The sequence below is a fragment of the Paenibacillus sp. FSL H8-0548 genome, assembly GCF_038630985.1.
GTDB lineage: Bacteria > Bacillota > Bacilli > Paenibacillales > Paenibacillaceae > Pristimantibacillus.
Map to the genome: position 1 here is coordinate 1536301 of NZ_CP152049.1, position 16585 is coordinate 1552885.

The window sequence follows — 16585 nt, forward strand, 5'->3', positions numbered from 1 at the left end:
ACTTTAAGTGCATGATATAGCGAATTTTGGCTCGTAGGCAGCTAAGGATGCTGTAAGGATAGCTGTGCATTGGAGTCTAATCTATAAGTTTTCAATATTTCATTTAATAGATCTATTCACATACAATCCCGCCAAAGAGGAATATTTTACCTAATTCTATACTTAGATAATTAACAAGTCTGTCATAAAGTTATTGACGATGAACCGTTTTCATGCCATAATGTACGCGTGTACATTAAAGTGGAAATGTTGCTTTGTCTATTAGCTTTACAGGAGGAAAACGATTATTAGCAGGAAAGAAGTAGCAAAGCTGGCAGGTGTCTCGGAAGCAACAGTATCTAGAGTTTTGAACAATGTTGGCCCCTTGAAGGAGGAAACACGGAAACGTGTATTGCAGGCTGCCGCTGAGCTTGGTTACGTTCCCAATGCGCTGGCACAGCAATTTGCCCGCAGGAAGAGCGGTAATATTGGTGTTATTTTGCCGTTCGTGCCAAAGGTACATTTGTTCTCTACGTACTATTTCTCGGAAATATTAAGCGGTATCGGTGAAACGGCGAAGCGCTGTGGCTATGATCTACTGCTCATCTTCCGAGAACCGGATGGAGCAAGAGATTATGCGAAGCTGTTCCGCACGCAGAAAATTGACGCTTGCATCTTGCTTGGCTCTCAGAATGTGCCGGAAGAACGATTGGCTCTTGATGAATTAAGAGCAGGAGGCTTTCCGTTCTGCCTGGTGAATCAGCGCTACGATGAGGAAGATTACTTGTATGTTGATGCGGATCATTTTGCTGGAAGCAAGGCGGCAGTTAGCCACTTAATCGAGCAAGGCAGGCACAGCATTGCCTTCGTAAACGGGCCTCCGCAATATTCCAATAGTGCTGATCGGTTGGATGGTTATAAATCAGCCTTAGAGGAAGCAGGCATAACGTTTAAGGAGGAGCTCGTCTACGCAGGCAATTACAGTCGGAAGAGCGGCTATGAGCTGGCAGAGCATCTGGCGCAAGAGATACTTGCAGGCAGCATGGATGCGATATTCGCAGCCAATGATCGGATGGCGATTGGATTAATGCAGGGCTTGCGGGAGCGGGAGCTTCATGCAGGGCAGCATTATGCTCTAATCGGCTATGACGATTCAGACGGTTCGCGAATCATTAGCCCAAGGCTCTCGACGGTAGCGGTTCCTTTCTACGAAATGGGCAAGCGTGCAGCTGCAAGACTGCTCGAATCACAGCAAGAGAACGAAAAGTCCATGCTAAGGCATGATATTTTACCGGTCAGCCTGGTCCAGAGGGAAACAACTGAAATGACAAATATAAACCTTAAATGAGAGGCAGGTTTTTTTCTATGGAGAAAGTAAGAATAGGTATGGTCGGTTATAAGTTTATGGGCAAAGCGCATAGCAACGCTTATCGCGCGCTTCCAATGTTTTTTCCAGATTCGATTAAACCGGAAATGAAAGCGATTTGTGGACGTGATCCAGAAGCATTGGAGCAAGCTAGAGTGCAGTTTGGCTGGGAAAGCGCAGAAACCGATTGGAAGGAGCTCGTTAAGCGTGAGGATATCGATCTAATCGATATTAATGCACCAAGTGATGCACATAAAGCAATCGCGCTCGGAGCAGCAGCTGAGGGCAAGCATATTTTCTGCGAGAAACCACTCGCTCTCTCGCTTGCGGATTCTCGTGAAATGCTGGAAGCGGCAGAAAAAGCTGGCATCAAGCATATGGTGGGCTTCAGCTACCGGTTTGCGCCGGCAGTACAGCTGGCGAAGAAGCTTGTCTCTGATGGGCGAATCGGTGAAATTCATCATTTCCGTGCTGTATTTTTGCAGGATTGGATTCTTGACCCGAGCTTCCCGCTCGTATGGCGTCTTCAGAAGGAGATTGCTGGTTCAGGCTCCCATGGAGACTTAGGAGCGCATTTGATTGATATGGCACGTTTCCTTGTTGGTGAATTCGATGAAGTCATTGGGATGAATGAGACTTTCGTTAAGGAGCGTCCGATTGCTTCAGCTATGACCGGACTCAGCGCGAAAGGCAGTGAGGATGGTCCACGCGGCGAAGTTACAGTTGATGATGCTACGCTGTTCATGACTCGCTTTGCTAACGGCGCGCTAGGCAGCTTCGAGGCTACTCGCTTCGCAGCGGGTCACCGCTGTACGAATGCATTTGAAATTAACGGCAGCAAAGGCAGCATTAAGTTTGATTTTGAGCGAATGAATGAGCTTCAGGTTTATTTTACAAACGATGATGAGGATGTACAGGGCTTCCGCCGGGTGCTTGCAACCGATCCTTCACATGCTTATATGGATGCTTGGTGGCCGGCCGGACATACGATTGGCTACGAGCACACCTTCACCCATGAGATGCATGAGCTGATGCAATCATTTGCTGAGGATCGCCAGCCAGTACCTAACTTTGTTGACGGTGTGAAATGCCAAGAGGTTCTCGAGGCAGTGGATCGTTCGATTGCAGAGCGCCGCTGGGTTTCAATTAGCGAATTAGCTTAGAAGATATAGAGCATTTATAGAGTGCTTAGAGAGGCAGGAGATACGAATGAAAAAAGCGTTGATCGTATGGGGAGGCTGGGATGGTCATCAGCCCAAAGAAGTTGCGGAAATATTTCGCGAGGTGCTTGCCTCGGAGGATTTTGAGGTAGAGGTATCGGATACGCTGGAAGCTTTCGCAGATGCAGAGAAGCTGCTGGGACTGGATCTAATCGTACCGGTATGGACGATGGCGCGAATCGAGCAGAAGCTGGTGGATAACGTTTCAGCAGCGGTACAAAGTGGGGTTGGCCTCGCTGGCTGCCATGGCGGCATGTGTGATGCTTTCCGTGAAAATGTAGACTGGCAGTTTATGACTGGCGGGCAATGGGTAGCGCATCCAGGCAATGATGGTGTTGAATACACAGTGAATATTAACAATTCAAGCAGCTCGCTTACAGATGGAATCGAAGACTTTGTTGTAAGCTCAGAGCAATACTACTTGCATGTGGACCCTGCGGTAGAAGTGCTCGCAACGACACGTTTTCCTATAACGGAGGGACCTCATTCGCTTAACAAAGCTGTCGATATGCCGGTAGCTTGGACAAAGCGCTGGGGTGTTGGACGGGTTTATTATAACTCGCTTGGCCATCAGGCGAACATCATTGATATTCCTACCGTGAAGGAGCTTATGCGACGCGGCTTCCTATGGTGTGCAGAAGGCAAAGCAAGAGCATTAGAGGCTGGCGCAGCAACAGCTGCCTACAGCGGTATGGCCGACAATCAGCTGTAATTCTATTCCTAATACATGATATGAGACGAGGGAAAGACTGAAATGGACAAAATTAAAGCCGGGATTATTGGAACAGGCAATATTAGCGGGATATATTTTGAGAATGGAAATCGCTTTGATGCACTTCAGGTTGTAGCTTGTGCGGATTTGGATGTTGAACGGGCAATAGCGAAGGGTGAGGAGTTTGGCGTACGCGGCTGTTCTGTAGAGGACTTGCTTGCTGATCCTGACATTCAGCTGATCATTAATTTGACCATTCCTCAGGCTCATGCTTCGGTTTGCTTACGGGCGCTTGAAGCTGGAAAACATGTTTATGTAGAGAAGCCTTTCGCCGTTACACGCGAGGAAGCCAAGCAGGTGCTGGATCTTGCAGAGCAAAAAGGTTTGTATGTAGGGAGCGCGCCGGATACGTTCCTCGGCGGAGGAATTCAGACGAGCATCAAGCTGCTTGAGGATGGCTGGATCGGCACGCCAATTGGCGCGACTGCGTTTATGGTGTGCGGCGGTCATGAGTCATGGCATCCGTCTCCTGAGTTTTATTACCAGAAGGGCGGCGGCCCGATGTTTGACATGGGTCCTTATTATTTAACCGCTCTCGTTGCGCTGCTTGGACCTATCACTCGCGTCACAGGCTCAGCACGTATCTCCTATCCGGAGAGAACGATTACGAGCAAGCCGAAATACGGTCAGCAGGTTGAGGTTGAGGTTCCTACTCATATCGCAGGCGTAATGGATTTTGCATCTGGTCCAATCGGCACCCTTCTGACGAGCTTTGACGTTAAAGGCGGATCAACATTGCCGCGTATTGAGGTATACGGCAGCGCGGGAACGCTGCTCGTTCCCGATCCTAACGGCTTCGGCGGTCAAATTAAGCTTTGGCGTGCAGGCTCGAATGAATGGTCGGATATTCCTCTGGCATACGGCTACACGGAGAACGCACGCGGTGTAGGCGCAGCTGATATGGCGAAAGCGATTCAAACCGGTCGCAAGCATCGCTCTAATGGCGAATTAGCTTATCATGTGCTTGAGGCAATGCATGGTTTCCACGATGCATCGGAGCAAGGCAAGCATTATGTCATGGAGAGCACCTGCGAGCGTCCAGCGCCATTGCCACTAGGCTTACAGCCGTATTGCTTGGACTAATACAGCAGCAAAGAAAGCAACAAAAAAAGCAGAGCGATGTTTCGCTCTGCTTTTTTTGTACTATTTTATCCACGTATCAACTTTTTCAGCGTTTGCCTCTACCCATGCTTTTGCGGCAGCTTCAGGTGTAGCGCCATCTTGAATTTGAATCATGACCTCGGCCATATCGTCTGGCGTCCAGTTAAACTTATCAAGAAAAGCGTAAGCTTCCGGCAAATCAGTGTTTAGGTTTTTACGTGCCATTGTATGAATTTGCTCAGCTCCACCATATACGTTTTTAGGATCCTCCAAATATTTCAGATCCATCTTGGCGAACATCCAGTGCGGAGTCCAGCCTGTAACGATAATCGGCTCTTTGTTGGCATAAGCTTTTTGAAGCTGTTGTGTCATGGCTGCGGAAGAGCTTTCAAGCAGCGTCCACTTATCACGCAAGTTATATTCATCCATTACTTTATCAGTAGCCATCATTAGTCCAGCGCCGGGCTCAATGCCGATAATCGTATGATCTACCGTATCACCAACCGCATCATTCAATTGATCAATACTGTTAATATCCATATAGGCAGGAACGACTAGACCAGTTTTGGTGCCTTCAAGGTTAGGCCCTAGGTCGTCGTATTTCCCGTTATATTTTGATACGTAGGAAGCATGCGTCGAAGGCAACCAAGCAGCTACCATGGCATCCGCACTGCCATCGGAGATGCCAGCCCACATAGGACCCGCGTCTACCTGCATGAGTTCAACCTGATAATCGAGTTTTTGCTCAAGCACCTCTTTTACGACATGAGTGCTTGCTAACTCTGAATCCCAAGCCACATAGGCGAGCGTTATTTTTTTCTTACCGGCGTTGCCGGAAGAAGAACATCCGGCTATCAATGCGATTATCATAATCGCTGCTACAATTGTACTCATTTTTTTGAAATTCAAAAAATCACTCCTTAAAAGTTTGTGAAGCAAACTTACTTCGAAAGCATATCCTTAAATTTTGTGTAACAAAATAGCGTCGAAAGCATGCTTAACAAAGATTAGTTTGTTTTGCTTTTACGAATAACCTGCTGTGTAAGACGATCTAAAATGATCGCTAAGATGACTATAGCGAGTCCAGCCTCAAAGCCCACACCGGTATTACCTTGTGTTACGGCACGATAGACAGAAGCGCCTACACCTTGTGCACCGATCATTGAAGCAATAACGACCATCGAAAGCGATAGCATGATGGTCTGATTGATGCCTGCCATAATGGTAGGCATAGCAATCGGAAGCTGAAGCTTGAAGAGCTTCTGTGTTGGCGTAGAGCCAAAAGCGTCAGCTGCTTCAACTAATTCCTCCGGTACTTGGCGGATACCTAGATTCGTTAGACGAATGGTCGGCGGGATGGCGAAGATGATTGAAGAAATTACGCCAGGCACTACGCCCAAGGAGAAGAAGGTTACGGCAGGAAGCAAGTAAACGAAGGCAGGCATCGTCTGCATAAAATCAAGCAGGGGTGTTATCGTTTTTTGGATATTGCTGCTGCGAGCGCACAGGATACCAACGGGCACGCCAATCAGCACGGATATGAAGGCAGCTGTCAGAACGAGTGCGAGCGTCTGCATCGTTTGGCTCCATAAGCCGAGATTTTCTATAATCAGCAGTCCAATTAACGTAAATAGTGCCATCTTCCATTTGCCAATAAACCATGCGATCAGTGTGAATATTAAGATGAGAACGAGTGCTGGAAACCAATTAAGCACCACTTCCAAGCCGTTCACCGTCTCGCCGACCACTAATCTTATGAACTTAAACAATGGTTCAAAATTATTTTCAAGCCAAGCCTCAACTGACTCAATCCAGTTTGCTAACGGAATTTTAGGTAGATTAATGATTAGCACCAACTTCCAATACGGAATTTCCGGCTAATGCAGCAAGAACAGCGCCCTTGATAACAATACCTTTCAGGCGACCGCTGTCATCAATGATGGATACGGGAAATTTGGAATTGCTCATTAATTCAAATAGTTCGTTGAGCATCGTATCTGGTACAGCTGAGGGTGCTTCACGCTCCATTGCATCTTCTAGCTTCAAGCCGTTATTTATAGCTTTTACTGCATCTTCTGCCGTTATAACACCAAGCAAACGCATCCCCTTGTCAACGACATACAAGCTTGATACACCGCGGTCACGCATAAATTGCAAAGCGACACGAGGTCCTTTCTCGATCGTAATGGTCTCTGGCTTGATCATGACATGTGATGCTGTCAATACTTTGGATAGATCTACATCTTCAACAAAGCGTTCTACATATTTGTTCGCTGGCTGCATCAATATTTCTTCTGGGGAACCGATTTGGACAATGCTTCCATCCTTCATCAAAGCAATTTGATCCCCAATACGGAGAGCCTCGTTTAAATCATGGGTAATAAAAACGATCGTTTTTTTCATTTTCGACTGGAGCTCCAGCAGCTCATCCTGCATATCCTTGCGAATAAGCGGGTCTAACGCACTGAAGGCTTCATCCATGAGAATAACATCAGGATCGTTAGCCAGACCTCTTGCGAGTCCAACACGCTGCTGCATACCGCCGCTTAATTGGTCAGGGTAGCTGTTCTCCCAGCCCTTCAAGCCTACAAGTTCCAGCGAAGTCATCGCCATCTCTCTGCGCTTTTGCCTCTCAATGCCCTGAACCTCAAGCCCATATTCAATATTTTGAATAACGGTGCGATGCGGGAACAATGCGAATTTTTGAAATACCATTCCTACATTTTTTCTTCTAAATCTTCTCAACTGCTCTGCAGACATCTTTAGGACATCTGTTCCGTTAAACAACACTTGCCCTAGAGTGGGCTCAATTAATCGGTTGAGGAGACGAACGAGTGTTGACTTGCCGCTGCCTGACAAGCCCATTATGACGAATATTTGACCTGCTTCAATGGAGAAGCTAGCTTGGTTGACCCCAACGGTCAGCTTCGTCTCTGCAAAAATTTTCTCTTTAGACCATCCTTTATCCAGCAGCGGGATCGCTTTTTTCGGATCGGCTCCGAAAATTTTGGTTAGCCTCTTGGCTTCTATGATCGCCATATTATGCCCCCTTGTGGAATATTTCGACACCTATAAGTTTAGTTGGTTATCTTTGTAATGGTCAAAAGGCGTGAGCCCTCGTATAGTGCGTACAGTTATAACTTTACGTACTATACGTACTGTATAGTCTGTATAACTCCCTTTTTGAACCTAAGTGTATTCTTTACTATGGACGGCCATTTGATTACAATAATTAATGTGGGAATGATAGGGGAAGACACTCCTCAGGAGGAACGACATGAATGAACTCTCAGCATTAACAGAAGAACAGCTCGCTAAGCTGCAAAATACGCGTCGCCGCGTCATCGAATCCATAGGGAAAAATATGGACTTGTACGGCATTACACTATCCATTGGTCATCTTTACGGTAATATGTACTTTAATCGTGAGCCTGTCACACTCGATGAAATGAGTAAGACGATGGGGATGAGCAAGACGTCAATGAGTACAGGCATGCGAACGCTGCATGATATGAAGATGATAAATAAAGTATGGGGCAAGGGCTCCAGGAAAGATCTTTATGAGGTTGAACCGAATTGGCATCAGAACTTTGCGGATTTCTTCTCTGATAAATGGAGAAAGGCTGTTGAGCAAAATATGAATGCTTTAAACCGATCGATGAAGGAAATCGAAGGATTGAAGCAGCAATATGAAGCGGATCAAGCATTTCTTGACGTGCTGGAGAATGACACGCAGAAGAATGAAGAAGCTTTAAAATATTATAGATGGCTGGAACGCCTGATTGATTCTTTTGAATCAGGTGACATTTATAAATTTATACCTAAAGATGAATAAGGGTAAGGAAGCCGGGGGGAGCGTTTTTTCCTTCGGCTTTATTTTTTTTTGAGCGTTGACAGAAGGATAATGAGGGTGATTTTGCTAGGCAGAATATGGTAAGCTTAAAGCTATAATTATAGAGTGAAGGGACGGCCAAATGGATGAATGATCGCATGATTGCCAGCGCAGGACCGATGATGATTACGAATGGAAAGGTCGTATTGCCAGAGCATGTTGCACAGGCGGCAGTTGCTATTATAGATGGACGAATTGCAGCAATTATTGATAATGAACAGTCAGTTAAGGATTGGCTTTTGCAATATCCGAGCGCTAAAGTAGTGGATGCAAAGCAGCAATATGTACTGCCAGGACTGATCGACATCCATTGTGACGCAATTGAGAAGGAAGTGCAGCCTAGGCCGAACACACTTTTTCCGCTGAATATGGCTTTGCTGGAGTTTGAACGGAAGCTGCCGGTGCATGGCATTACGACGATGTATCATTCTTTATCACTCGGGGTTGGTCTAAGCCTGCGCGGCGATCATTTGCTGACTGGGATGGTTGACTTAATTAATAGCTATCGGACCAAAAGGTCGATGATTCGCAATCGCATACATTTAAGGTTTGAGGTTTCCTATTTGGCGGGAATGCCGATTGTCGAGCGTTATTTAAAGGAGCGGGCGATTGATTATTTATCCTTTATGGATCATTCTCCTGGACAGGGACAATACCGAGAGCCAGGTTCATTTGAGCGTTATGTGATGAAAAATCAGGGCGTCAGCATCGATGAGGTTCGGGTTATTGTGGAGGATTTAATTGTGCGAAGACAGCAAGTTGATCAAGAACAGCTGCAGAAGCTTAGCGAAATAGCCCAGATGCACGGAATCGCTATTGCCTCGCATGATGATGATTCTAGGCAAAAGGTGGAGGAATCGGCAGGATTACAGGTATCGGTCTGTGAATTTCCAATTAATCTAGAGACTGCAAGGCATGCTGTAGAGCTTGGTCTTCACGTTTGTGTAGGTGCTCCCAATGTAGTTAGAGGAGCTTCGCATGATAAAAACTTAAGAGCCGTTGATGCGATTCGCTCAGGGGCAGCTGATATTTTATGCTCAGACTATCATCCAGCCTCCATGCTGACAGCGGTTTTTAAGCTGCATGATGAAGGTATTGCTGCTTTGCCGGCAGCGGTACGAATGGCTTCGCTGAATGCTGCTCAGGCGTTAGGCGCAGGCAGCGAGCTAGGCTCCATTGAGCTTGGCAAAGCAGCGGATATCATTATTGTGGATCGATATGATGATCTACCATGGGTAACACATACGATCGTCGGAGGCCAATTGGTTTATCATTCAGCCGTTCGTTATTGAGATGGATTAGCATTCTCCGCATGATGAAGATGTTTATATAAAGAATTAACCATCTGACTTTGCTCCGGCTCAGAGGATTGCTGCCAGATCATTTCAAACAGAACGCCAAGGCCGGGCAATGCCCGCTCATCTGCGCCAACGGAATCTTCGATTACTTCTGACAGCTCCTCGGCGGAATTATCCTGTACACGTCTAACAATTGCTTGCCGCAAATCAATGATTTCCATTCTAAATAGCCTCCTGGCGCATTCGAATTTACTTATTTACTTTATCCATCAAGGGCTGTTTTCATCCGAGCGTGCAAGCTATGGTATACTATTAAAATCACTGCAGCAAACATCCTGCAAGGAGGATTTTGGAAAGATGGCTAAGAAGCAGTTCGCAGTTATTGGAATGGGACGTTTTGGCTCCAGCGTTGCAAAATCATTGACGGATATGGGCTTTGAGGTGCTGGCGATTGATTCGAGCGAGCAGCGAATTCAGGAGGTCGTCAATACAGTTACGCACGCAGTATCCGCGGATTCCACGGATGAGGAAGCGCTTCGTGCACTCGGTATTCGGAACTTTGATGTCGTTGTCGTAGCGATTGGACAAGACATTCAATCGAGCATACTTACTACGCTGATCTTGAAGGATCTAGGTGTTAAAACATTGATCGTCAAAGCGCAAAATGAGCTTCATGGCAAGGTCGTTCACAAGATTGGGGCGGACAAGGTCGTCTTCCCAGAACGTGATATGGGTGTGCGCGTTGCTCATCACATCGTATCGCCAAATATTCTCGATTATATCGAAATATCGGATGATTACAGTATCATTGAAATTAAAGCACCAGTCCCGATGATCGGGCGGAGCTTGAAGCAGCTCGATATTCGGGCTAAGTATAAATGCAACGTCATGGCTATCAAAAAAGGAACCGAAATGAACATTGCGCCCTATGCTGATGACCTCATCAGTCAGGAAGATGTCCTTGTCATTGTAGGCAAAAACTCGGATTTAACAAATTTAGAAATCGCATATTCGGAAGGTTAACTTAACTATGAATGAAAACTTTGATCCATTGCTCTCATCTGTTCAAAATGACAAGGTTAAGCATTGGGCATCTCTGCTTGACAAAAAGAACCGCGATCGAAGCGGACAGTTTCTAATTGAAGGCGTTCATCTCCTGCTGGAGGCTATAAAGGGCAATGCAGACGTAAAAACGATCGTGTATGATGCTGAACGGGGCATTCCCGCAGAGCTTATGCTTGAGCGTGAATCGAATGATACGGAGGCCATGCTGGGGTTAGAGTGGGTACAAGCCTCACGATCAGTTATGGCAAAATGTACAGGGACGGATACACCGCCTCCGGTTTTTGCGATTTTGTCTAAGTTCACTGTGGACACTGCCGCTATTTACCGTAAAGGCTGCCTAGTTGTCGTGCTTGACGGTGTACGTGATCCCGGAAATGCGGGAACGATCATTCGCAGCGCAGACGCCGTTGGCGCCGATGCGGTTATCCTTGGCAAAGGCTGTGTAGATATTTATAATCCGAAAACAGTAAGATCAACCATGGGCTCTTTGTTCCATTTGCCGATTATTGAAGCTGATTTGAAGGAGCTTCTTCCGCAGGCTAGAGCAAAAGGCGCTAAACTCGTCGGTACGAGCCTGCAAGCGAAGCATACTTGCTATAGCTATGATTGGAAGCAGTCTACTTGGCTGCTTATGGGCAACGAATCGGAGGGACTCTTACCCGAGATTCGCGATCTTGTTGATGAATCAGTCATTATTCCGATGGTTGGCCAAGCGGAATCGCTGAATGTTGCGATGGCAGCTACCGTGTTGCTGTATGAGGGCCTCAGGCAGCGGGAGTTTAACAAATAAAAAATTCCTGTCCACGAACCCACATAACTGTCCTGAATAAAAATAACCTCATCTAAATTTCGAAAGGCTGGAACTTGGTTGCCATGCGGGAGATAAGTGATGTCGGTGAGCAAGGAATACCCATCCTATATCCTCTTCGTTTTGAAAGCAGAGATATAGTTCGTTTTTGGCACGAATAATGATTATCTATTAAACCATAAGAGGGTCAACCATTTATTCATGGTTGACCCTCTTTCTTGAAGAGTTTGTTGTTGTAACCTATACTTATTGGCAAGATATTACGTTTTAGTTAGTTTAGAAAGATATGGAGGTCCCTGATGGTAAAGTATATAATTTGGCTGTCTTTAACTGTATTCTTGGCTTCTGTTCTTACCTCATGTAGAAACGGAATCCAAACTGATAACAACACGAATGAACAAAACAAAGAGCAGGTTTCGCTCACAGTATTAGTAGCCACCGAGTGGTTGAAAGAAAAACAGTGGCAATTGATTTTTGACGAATATGAGAAGAGGACGGGAAATCAATTGGTTATCCAAAGTGCTCCCGTGAATAATTACTCTGACTTAGTAAGCACGCGTTTAGCAACGAAGGATTCTCCGGATCTCTTGTTTTATTGGGGACAAGCAGGTGCTGTTAGGATGCTTCAGCCTGAGAAGAACCTGCTGGATTTGAATGGTGAGGAGATTGCTTTACGAATACATCCTACGGTAACAAAATATTTTCTCAAAAGCAGCGGCAAGCTTTATGGAATTCCGGCAACGGGTATCAGTGTTTCGGGTGTAATTTATAACAAAAAAGTGTTTGAAGATCTCAGCATCGAAATTCCTAAGACTTATGATGAGTTTCTCGCAGTCTGCGAGAAGATAAAGTCCGCTGGCATTACACCGATTTACGAAGCGGGGAAGGAAGGGTGGCCGTTACAATTGTTCACTCTTAGTACTATGGCAAACATCATCAGCAAGCAGCCAGATCTTATGGAGAAAATTAATACACGAAAAACAACGTTTGAGCAAGTTCCAGCATTTATTGATTCGCTTCAAAAACAATTGGATCTACTGAAGAAGGGGTATTTGAATAGTGACTTATTTACGGGGACCTTTAACTTGTCCTTAGAACACGTAGCTACTGGAAAGTCAGCTATGATGTTCCAAGCAGATTGGGCGATCAATCCACTCATGGAGAAATACCCTGATGCCACTATTGGTATGTTCCCAATGCCATGGGATGGTGACAACTATCCTGCTATATCTGATCCCAACGGATTGTATGTTTTCAAAAATTCTAAAAATGTTCAAGCAGCAAAAGAATTTCTTGAATTTTTCGGAAGTAGAGAGATACTATCCAAATATTTCAATGAGGTTAAGTCCATTCCGACCTGGACTGGTCTGGATGTTGTACTGAATGAAGTAACTGAAGAAATGTATGAGTATGTTGAAAGTGGTAGAGTTGTTCCATTCTTCAACTCTCTTGGATTGGTCGAATTCGGCGAATATCAATCTCTTCTGCAAGAGATGTATGGGGGGCAAATCACGCCAGTTGAAGTAGCACGAGCACTGCAGAAAAATGTAGATAGAAATTCAAAAGCTGCTGGTTTGTCGGGTTTTTAAAGTAAAATGTAGTCCGTATTTGTGAATCGTTTTCTTACGAGGAACGTTGAATATAGTTGTACGTTATTTCTAACACACGGTAAAGAGGCAACATTCTTTAGATGAGGAAGCTGCCTCTATTTCGTAGAAGATTAATTATTTTTATTCTTATAATCAGTAGGGCTAAATCCAGTATACAATTTAAACACCTTGCTAAAGTATAATGGATCGATATAGCCAACATGTTCTGCGATTTCTTTAATTAACACAAAGGGGTGCTCCTTCATAAAACGGCATGCCTCATCCATGCGAAGCTTTACTAGGTAATCTGGAATCGAAATAGTAAATGTTCGTTTGAAAACTCGATTCATGTAAGCAGGGTGCAGTTGAAACACATCCGCGATGCTGGTGAGAGAAATATTCTCAAGAAAATGATGCTGTATAAATTCTTGTACTTCTTTTGCTCGATCCCGATTGCCAGCTTGTTCATGATCAGACCGGAAAAAGTAAGAGCACCAGATTTCTTTGACATGGGGAGACAAGTCGTTTCGTTTCCGAACCCTCCAAACTTCGTCACTTAATTCAAGTTCCATGGCTTGTTTGATTTCGAAGCTGGACGTGAAAGAGTCTTTAATTAGGCTGTGCAGCGTGTGAGAGAAATGCAGCAGCATAAGCTCCCAACCTTTTCGTGTTACTGGGAATAAGGTTTCAGGTCCATTTGAAAAAAAAGAGTCTAACTCTTTAGCAAATAATTGTTTTTGTTGTTTAGTGACGAATTGGGCTAAGCGAAGCAACTCTGCTTGAAGAGGTTCCAATAATGGTTTAATATCTTCAGGTTCATGGTCTGAAATCCAAAAGCAACTTCCCTCGAAGCGACTTCTCATTCGTGCCTGCTTCTTGCACTCAGCAAGGAGTGCAGGTACCGGATGTAAGCCTCTCGTAGATATGGCCAAGGCAACTGTTAAGCCGTCTACTGATTGTGCCTTGCTTGTAAAAGTTCGAGTCCATTCTGCATGTCGTTCTTTTGACCAAGTATGTAGGCCAAATAAAAGTATGTCTTCATTTCCTATGTTAGGGGGTAAAGGGGTGAATTTTTCCCCATCACGAAGCAAAGCTACGAAGTCGTCATGAATGCCTTCAGGAATATCACTCATTAGTGACCAGGCGTACACAGTGACGAAATTTCCATGATAGAATAATTCCTTCGCTATACTATCCCAACCAGAATGCCTCTGATCCGTATTTTCGGATGTTTCAGTAATCTGTTTTGCAACCTCACGTTCCAGTAATAATTGGTTGTCCATTAGCTTATTCTTCATCTTACCAAGAAGTATTAGAATATCGTCGTCTGTTGCAGGTTTTAGCAGGTAATCTGTAATTCCGATTTGAATAGCTTCTCTAAGGTAAGCAAAGTCATCATGACCGCTGAGTATCGCGCATTGTATGTCAGGCATCTGTTCTTTAACTTTATTGAGCAGTTCGAAGCCATTCATAATAGGCATGCGAATGTCTGTTAGAATGGCATGTGGCTGTGTCCAGTGCAGTTCCACTAGCGCATCTTCTCCGTTATTGTAATCACCAACCACTTTAAAGTCTGGGCTTAAGGTGCTGAACTTCTCCTTCAGATGACGAAGAATTCGGGGTTCATCTTCAATGAGAATCATTCGGAACATCTTCAATCCCCCTCCTTACTGTAATAATAAATTCCATCCCCTGTGGGCAACGATTTAATGAAAAACTGACGTTATCATTCCAGAAGAGTCTGCAGCGAGTCAGCGTGTTAACGATCCCCATTTTCCCCAACCCTCGGGTTGATAAGCTTTCCAACCGCCGGATTTGTCCGGCATTCAATTCCTTAATGAGATCCTGGGCTTCGGAAAAAGCGGTTTCCGTAAATCCAGAACCGTTATCTCTGATTTGAATTTCCCACGCTTGGTTATCATTTAAGTTAGTAACAGATACCTCGATAATCCAGGGCGGACGTGCCAGCTGAAATCCGTGTGCAAATGAGTTTTCGACAAGTGGCTGTAGTAAAAACTTTGGAATAGGTTCGTCTTCGAGTAGCGAGTCGACTTGTATCGAGTATGTAAATTGCCCCTCGTAACGGAATTGCATTAATTCCATGTATTGGACTGTATAATGAATCTCTTGTTTCACCGTTACGGAATGCGACATTGAATTGGTCGAGTAACGAAGCATACCGCTTAGTTGTTGCGAAACACGAGCATATTCGCGGAAACCAGACTCCTCCGCATAGGACGCCATAGCCGTCAAAGTATTGAAAAGAAAGTGAGGGTTCATCTGAGCATACATCGCGTGTAAATGGGCAATGTTTTCCCTTTTCTGGGATTGAATGACCTCATTTAATGAATTATTGAGACGATTTCGCATTTCTTCGAAAGTTGCATAAAGCATGGCGATTTCTTTGATATTTTGCATTTTTTTTACCTTCGACGTCTGGAGGTTATCAATCGTCAATTTTTGTAAACGGGTTTGTAAATAACGAATGGGTGAAGCGATTCCAACCGAAAGAGCATAGGCAATAACAATCGATATGGCTTCGCCTAAGAGGCCTAAAATAAGTGTTATACGTCGAAGATTGGAAATCGGCTGCATGACTTCCGATTTCGGTTGTTGAATTAGAACCGTCAGTCCGCTGAATTCAGACGTAACCTGGCTCCAAATATCCAAGCCGCCTCCTACGCGTTCGATCTCTTTTTTGGTTCCGATCCATCTAGGTATTTTCGGATGGTCAGCGTCGGTGGAGTAATATGGATAAAATATATCACGGTTTTCGTTAATGACGTAAACCTGAGCTGTAGAATGCTTATTCCGGCCGATTTCCATCGTTGCTGATAAAAGACTAAACGGCTGTTGAACCTCGACAGCGGCAGGCGAAAAAGCCTGAGGGAAATTAAAGCTTCGAACTAAAGAGAAGTAAAGCGGATGGTTGTCCTGCCATTCGCTCTCGTGAGGAGGGATCAAGAGTTTGTCGCCATCCAGATTCAGCGCTTCTTTTAGCCAAAGGGATTGCTGGATTCGTCCCTTTATGTCAGGTACAGTATCCATATTTTGTCCATAAGTTAGAAAAAAACCATCCATTTTCAATAAATTTATTTGTGCTGCGATGAACCAAGGCCCATTAAAAGAAGCCAGCAATTCTTCGTATTTTTTACGTTTGGAGAAGCTCTGGAACGAGGACGGATCTTCGTCATTATCAATTAGATAATCTTTAATATCAGAGTTGTAAATGACCTGTGCTGAAATGCGGTCCATATCCTCGACGATATTGTCCAGTGCCTCTTGGTATCTGTATAGTTGTTGACGATTCGTCTCTTCCATGCGGATCGAAAGATCTTTAGACGCCTGTGTAAAGTATAGATAACCACTACTGGCAACCAATACCGAGCTAAGCAAAGTGAAACTGAGAAACAAGCGTGTTTGAATACTTAGTTGCATGCCAACTCCTCCTAATTAGCATTGTATCACGTGGCATTAAAGAATGCGGAAAGGTTC

The 16585-nt window shown here is 44.9% G+C and carries 15 protein-coding genes; 9 read left to right on the forward strand and 6 right to left on the reverse strand.

What is annotated here, in order from left to right:
* Positions 1–286 precede the first annotated feature (286 nt).
* The 4 genes from MHI37_RS06480 to MHI37_RS06495 are packed head-to-tail and all read left to right on the forward strand — an operon-like array spanning position 287 to position 4420.
* Positions 287–1327: a LacI family DNA-binding transcriptional regulator gene (locus tag MHI37_RS06480; protein ID WP_342556558.1), complete on the forward strand. Its 1041-nt coding sequence runs from the start codon at positions 287–289 to the stop codon at positions 1325–1327.
* 17 nt (positions 1328–1344) lie between these two features.
* Positions 1345–2508 (forward strand): Gfo/Idh/MocA family oxidoreductase, encoded by a 1164-nt coding sequence (locus tag MHI37_RS06485; RefSeq protein WP_076334550.1) that lies wholly within the window; start codon positions 1345–1347, stop codon positions 2506–2508.
* A gap of 46 nt (positions 2509–2554) precedes the next feature.
* A complete protein-coding gene (locus MHI37_RS06490; RefSeq protein WP_076334549.1) occupies positions 2555–3277 on the forward strand; it encodes a ThuA domain-containing protein in 723 nt (240 codons plus the stop codon).
* Between the two features lie 42 nt (positions 3278–3319).
* Positions 3320–4420, forward strand: a complete 1101-nt coding sequence (locus MHI37_RS06495) for a Gfo/Idh/MocA family oxidoreductase (RefSeq protein ID WP_076334548.1) — start codon at positions 3320–3322, stop codon at positions 4418–4420.
* A gap of 60 nt (positions 4421–4480) precedes the next feature.
* On the opposite strand, the gene MHI37_RS06500 is transcribed toward MHI37_RS06495, so the two are convergent.
* The 3 genes from MHI37_RS06500 to MHI37_RS06510 form a co-directional block, all read right to left on the reverse strand.
* Positions 4481–5347 carry a glycine betaine ABC transporter substrate-binding protein gene (locus tag MHI37_RS06500; protein WP_306010649.1) on the reverse strand — a complete coding sequence of 289 codons (867 nt, stop codon included), beginning with the start codon at positions 5345–5347 and terminating at the stop codon, positions 4481–4483.
* A 98-nt stretch (positions 5348–5445) separates the two neighbouring features.
* Entirely contained in the window at positions 5446–6282 is an 837-nt protein-coding gene (locus tag MHI37_RS06505; protein ID WP_076334595.1) for a proline/glycine betaine ABC transporter permease, read from the reverse strand.
* A complete protein-coding gene (locus MHI37_RS06510; RefSeq protein ID WP_076334547.1) occupies positions 6278–7477 on the reverse strand; it encodes a glycine betaine/L-proline ABC transporter ATP-binding protein in 1200 nt (399 codons plus the stop codon). The genes MHI37_RS06505 and MHI37_RS06510 overlap by 5 nt, the downstream gene beginning before the upstream one ends.
* Positions 7478–7715: 238 nt before the next feature.
* Between MHI37_RS06510 and MHI37_RS06515 the strand changes: the two genes are divergently transcribed.
* Complete coding sequence (locus MHI37_RS06515; protein WP_076334546.1) at positions 7716–8273, forward strand: GbsR/MarR family transcriptional regulator; 558 nt, start codon at positions 7716–7718, stop codon at positions 8271–8273.
* Positions 8274–8416: 143 nt separating this feature from the next.
* Positions 8417–9622, forward strand: coding sequence for an alpha-D-ribose 1-methylphosphonate 5-triphosphate diphosphatase (locus MHI37_RS06520; protein ID WP_256709404.1), 1206 nt, complete (start codon positions 8417–8419; stop codon positions 9620–9622).
* On the opposite strand, the gene sspI is transcribed toward MHI37_RS06520, so the two are convergent.
* The gene (gene sspI, locus MHI37_RS06525; protein ID WP_076334545.1) at positions 9616–9849 is read right to left on the reverse strand and encodes a small acid-soluble spore protein SspI; all 234 of its coding nucleotides are present in this window, start codon (positions 9847–9849) and stop codon (positions 9616–9618) included. The two genes, MHI37_RS06520 and sspI, sit on opposite strands and share 7 nt — an antisense overlap.
* A gap of 136 nt (positions 9850–9985) precedes the next feature.
* Here sspI and MHI37_RS06530 point away from each other — a divergent pair, with 136 nt between their 5' ends.
* The 3 genes from MHI37_RS06530 to MHI37_RS06540 all read left to right on the forward strand — a co-directional run bounded on the left by MHI37_RS06530 (position 9986) and on the right by MHI37_RS06540 (position 13090).
* Positions 9986–10651, forward strand: a complete 666-nt coding sequence (locus MHI37_RS06530) for a TrkA family potassium uptake protein (protein WP_076334544.1) — start codon at positions 9986–9988, stop codon at positions 10649–10651.
* A gap of 7 nt (positions 10652–10658) precedes the next feature.
* Positions 10659–11483 (forward strand): RNA methyltransferase, encoded by an 825-nt coding sequence (locus tag MHI37_RS06535; RefSeq protein WP_076334543.1) that lies wholly within the window; start codon positions 10659–10661, stop codon positions 11481–11483.
* Positions 11484–11800: 317 nt separating this feature from the next.
* Positions 11801–13090: an extracellular solute-binding protein gene (locus MHI37_RS06540; protein ID WP_076334542.1), complete on the forward strand. Its 1290-nt coding sequence runs from the start codon at positions 11801–11803 to the stop codon at positions 13088–13090.
* A 131-nt stretch (positions 13091–13221) separates the two neighbouring features.
* Here the strand turns inward: MHI37_RS06540 and MHI37_RS06545 are convergent, their stop codons facing one another.
* A complete protein-coding gene (locus MHI37_RS06545; RefSeq protein WP_076334541.1) occupies positions 13222–14742 on the reverse strand; it encodes a response regulator in 1521 nt (506 codons plus the stop codon).
* Complete coding sequence (locus MHI37_RS06550; RefSeq protein WP_076334540.1) at positions 14720–16528, reverse strand: histidine kinase; 1809 nt, start codon at positions 16526–16528, stop codon at positions 14720–14722. The genes MHI37_RS06545 and MHI37_RS06550 overlap by 23 nt, the downstream gene beginning before the upstream one ends.
* Positions 16529–16585: the final 57 nt, after the last annotated feature.

Excerpts from the sequence above, each read along its gene's own strand:
- MHI37_RS06485 (WP_076334550.1), top strand. The coding sequence starts at position 1,345 with ATGGAGAAAGTAAGAATAGGTATGGTCGGTTATAAGTTTATGGGCAAA.
- MHI37_RS06490 (WP_076334549.1), top strand. The coding sequence starts at position 2,555 with ATGAAAAAAGCGTTGATCGTATGGGGAGGCTGGGATGGTCATCAGCCC.
- MHI37_RS06495 (WP_076334548.1), top strand. The coding sequence starts at position 3,320 with ATGGACAAAATTAAAGCCGGGATTATTGGAACAGGCAATATTAGCGGG.
- MHI37_RS06510 (WP_076334547.1), bottom strand. The coding sequence starts at position 7,477 with ATGGCGATCATAGAAGCCAAGAGGCTAACCAAAATTTTCGGAGCCGAT.
- MHI37_RS06515 (WP_076334546.1), top strand. The coding sequence starts at position 7,716 with ATGAATGAACTCTCAGCATTAACAGAAGAACAGCTCGCTAAGCTGCAA.
- MHI37_RS06520 (WP_256709404.1), top strand. The coding sequence starts at position 8,417 with ATGAATGATCGCATGATTGCCAGCGCAGGACCGATGATGATTACGAAT.
- sspI (WP_076334545.1), bottom strand. The coding sequence starts at position 9,849 with ATGGAAATCATTGATTTGCGGCAAGCAATTGTTAGACGTGTACAGGAT.
- MHI37_RS06530 (WP_076334544.1), top strand. The coding sequence starts at position 9,986 with ATGGCTAAGAAGCAGTTCGCAGTTATTGGAATGGGACGTTTTGGCTCC.
- MHI37_RS06535 (WP_076334543.1), top strand. The coding sequence starts at position 10,659 with ATGAATGAAAACTTTGATCCATTGCTCTCATCTGTTCAAAATGACAAG.
- MHI37_RS06540 (WP_076334542.1), top strand. The coding sequence starts at position 11,801 with ATGGTAAAGTATATAATTTGGCTGTCTTTAACTGTATTCTTGGCTTCT.
- MHI37_RS06545 (WP_076334541.1), bottom strand. The coding sequence starts at position 14,742 with ATGTTCCGAATGATTCTCATTGAAGATGAACCCCGAATTCTTCGTCAT.
- MHI37_RS06550 (WP_076334540.1), bottom strand. The coding sequence starts at position 16,528 with ATGCAACTAAGTATTCAAACACGCTTGTTTCTCAGTTTCACTTTGCTT.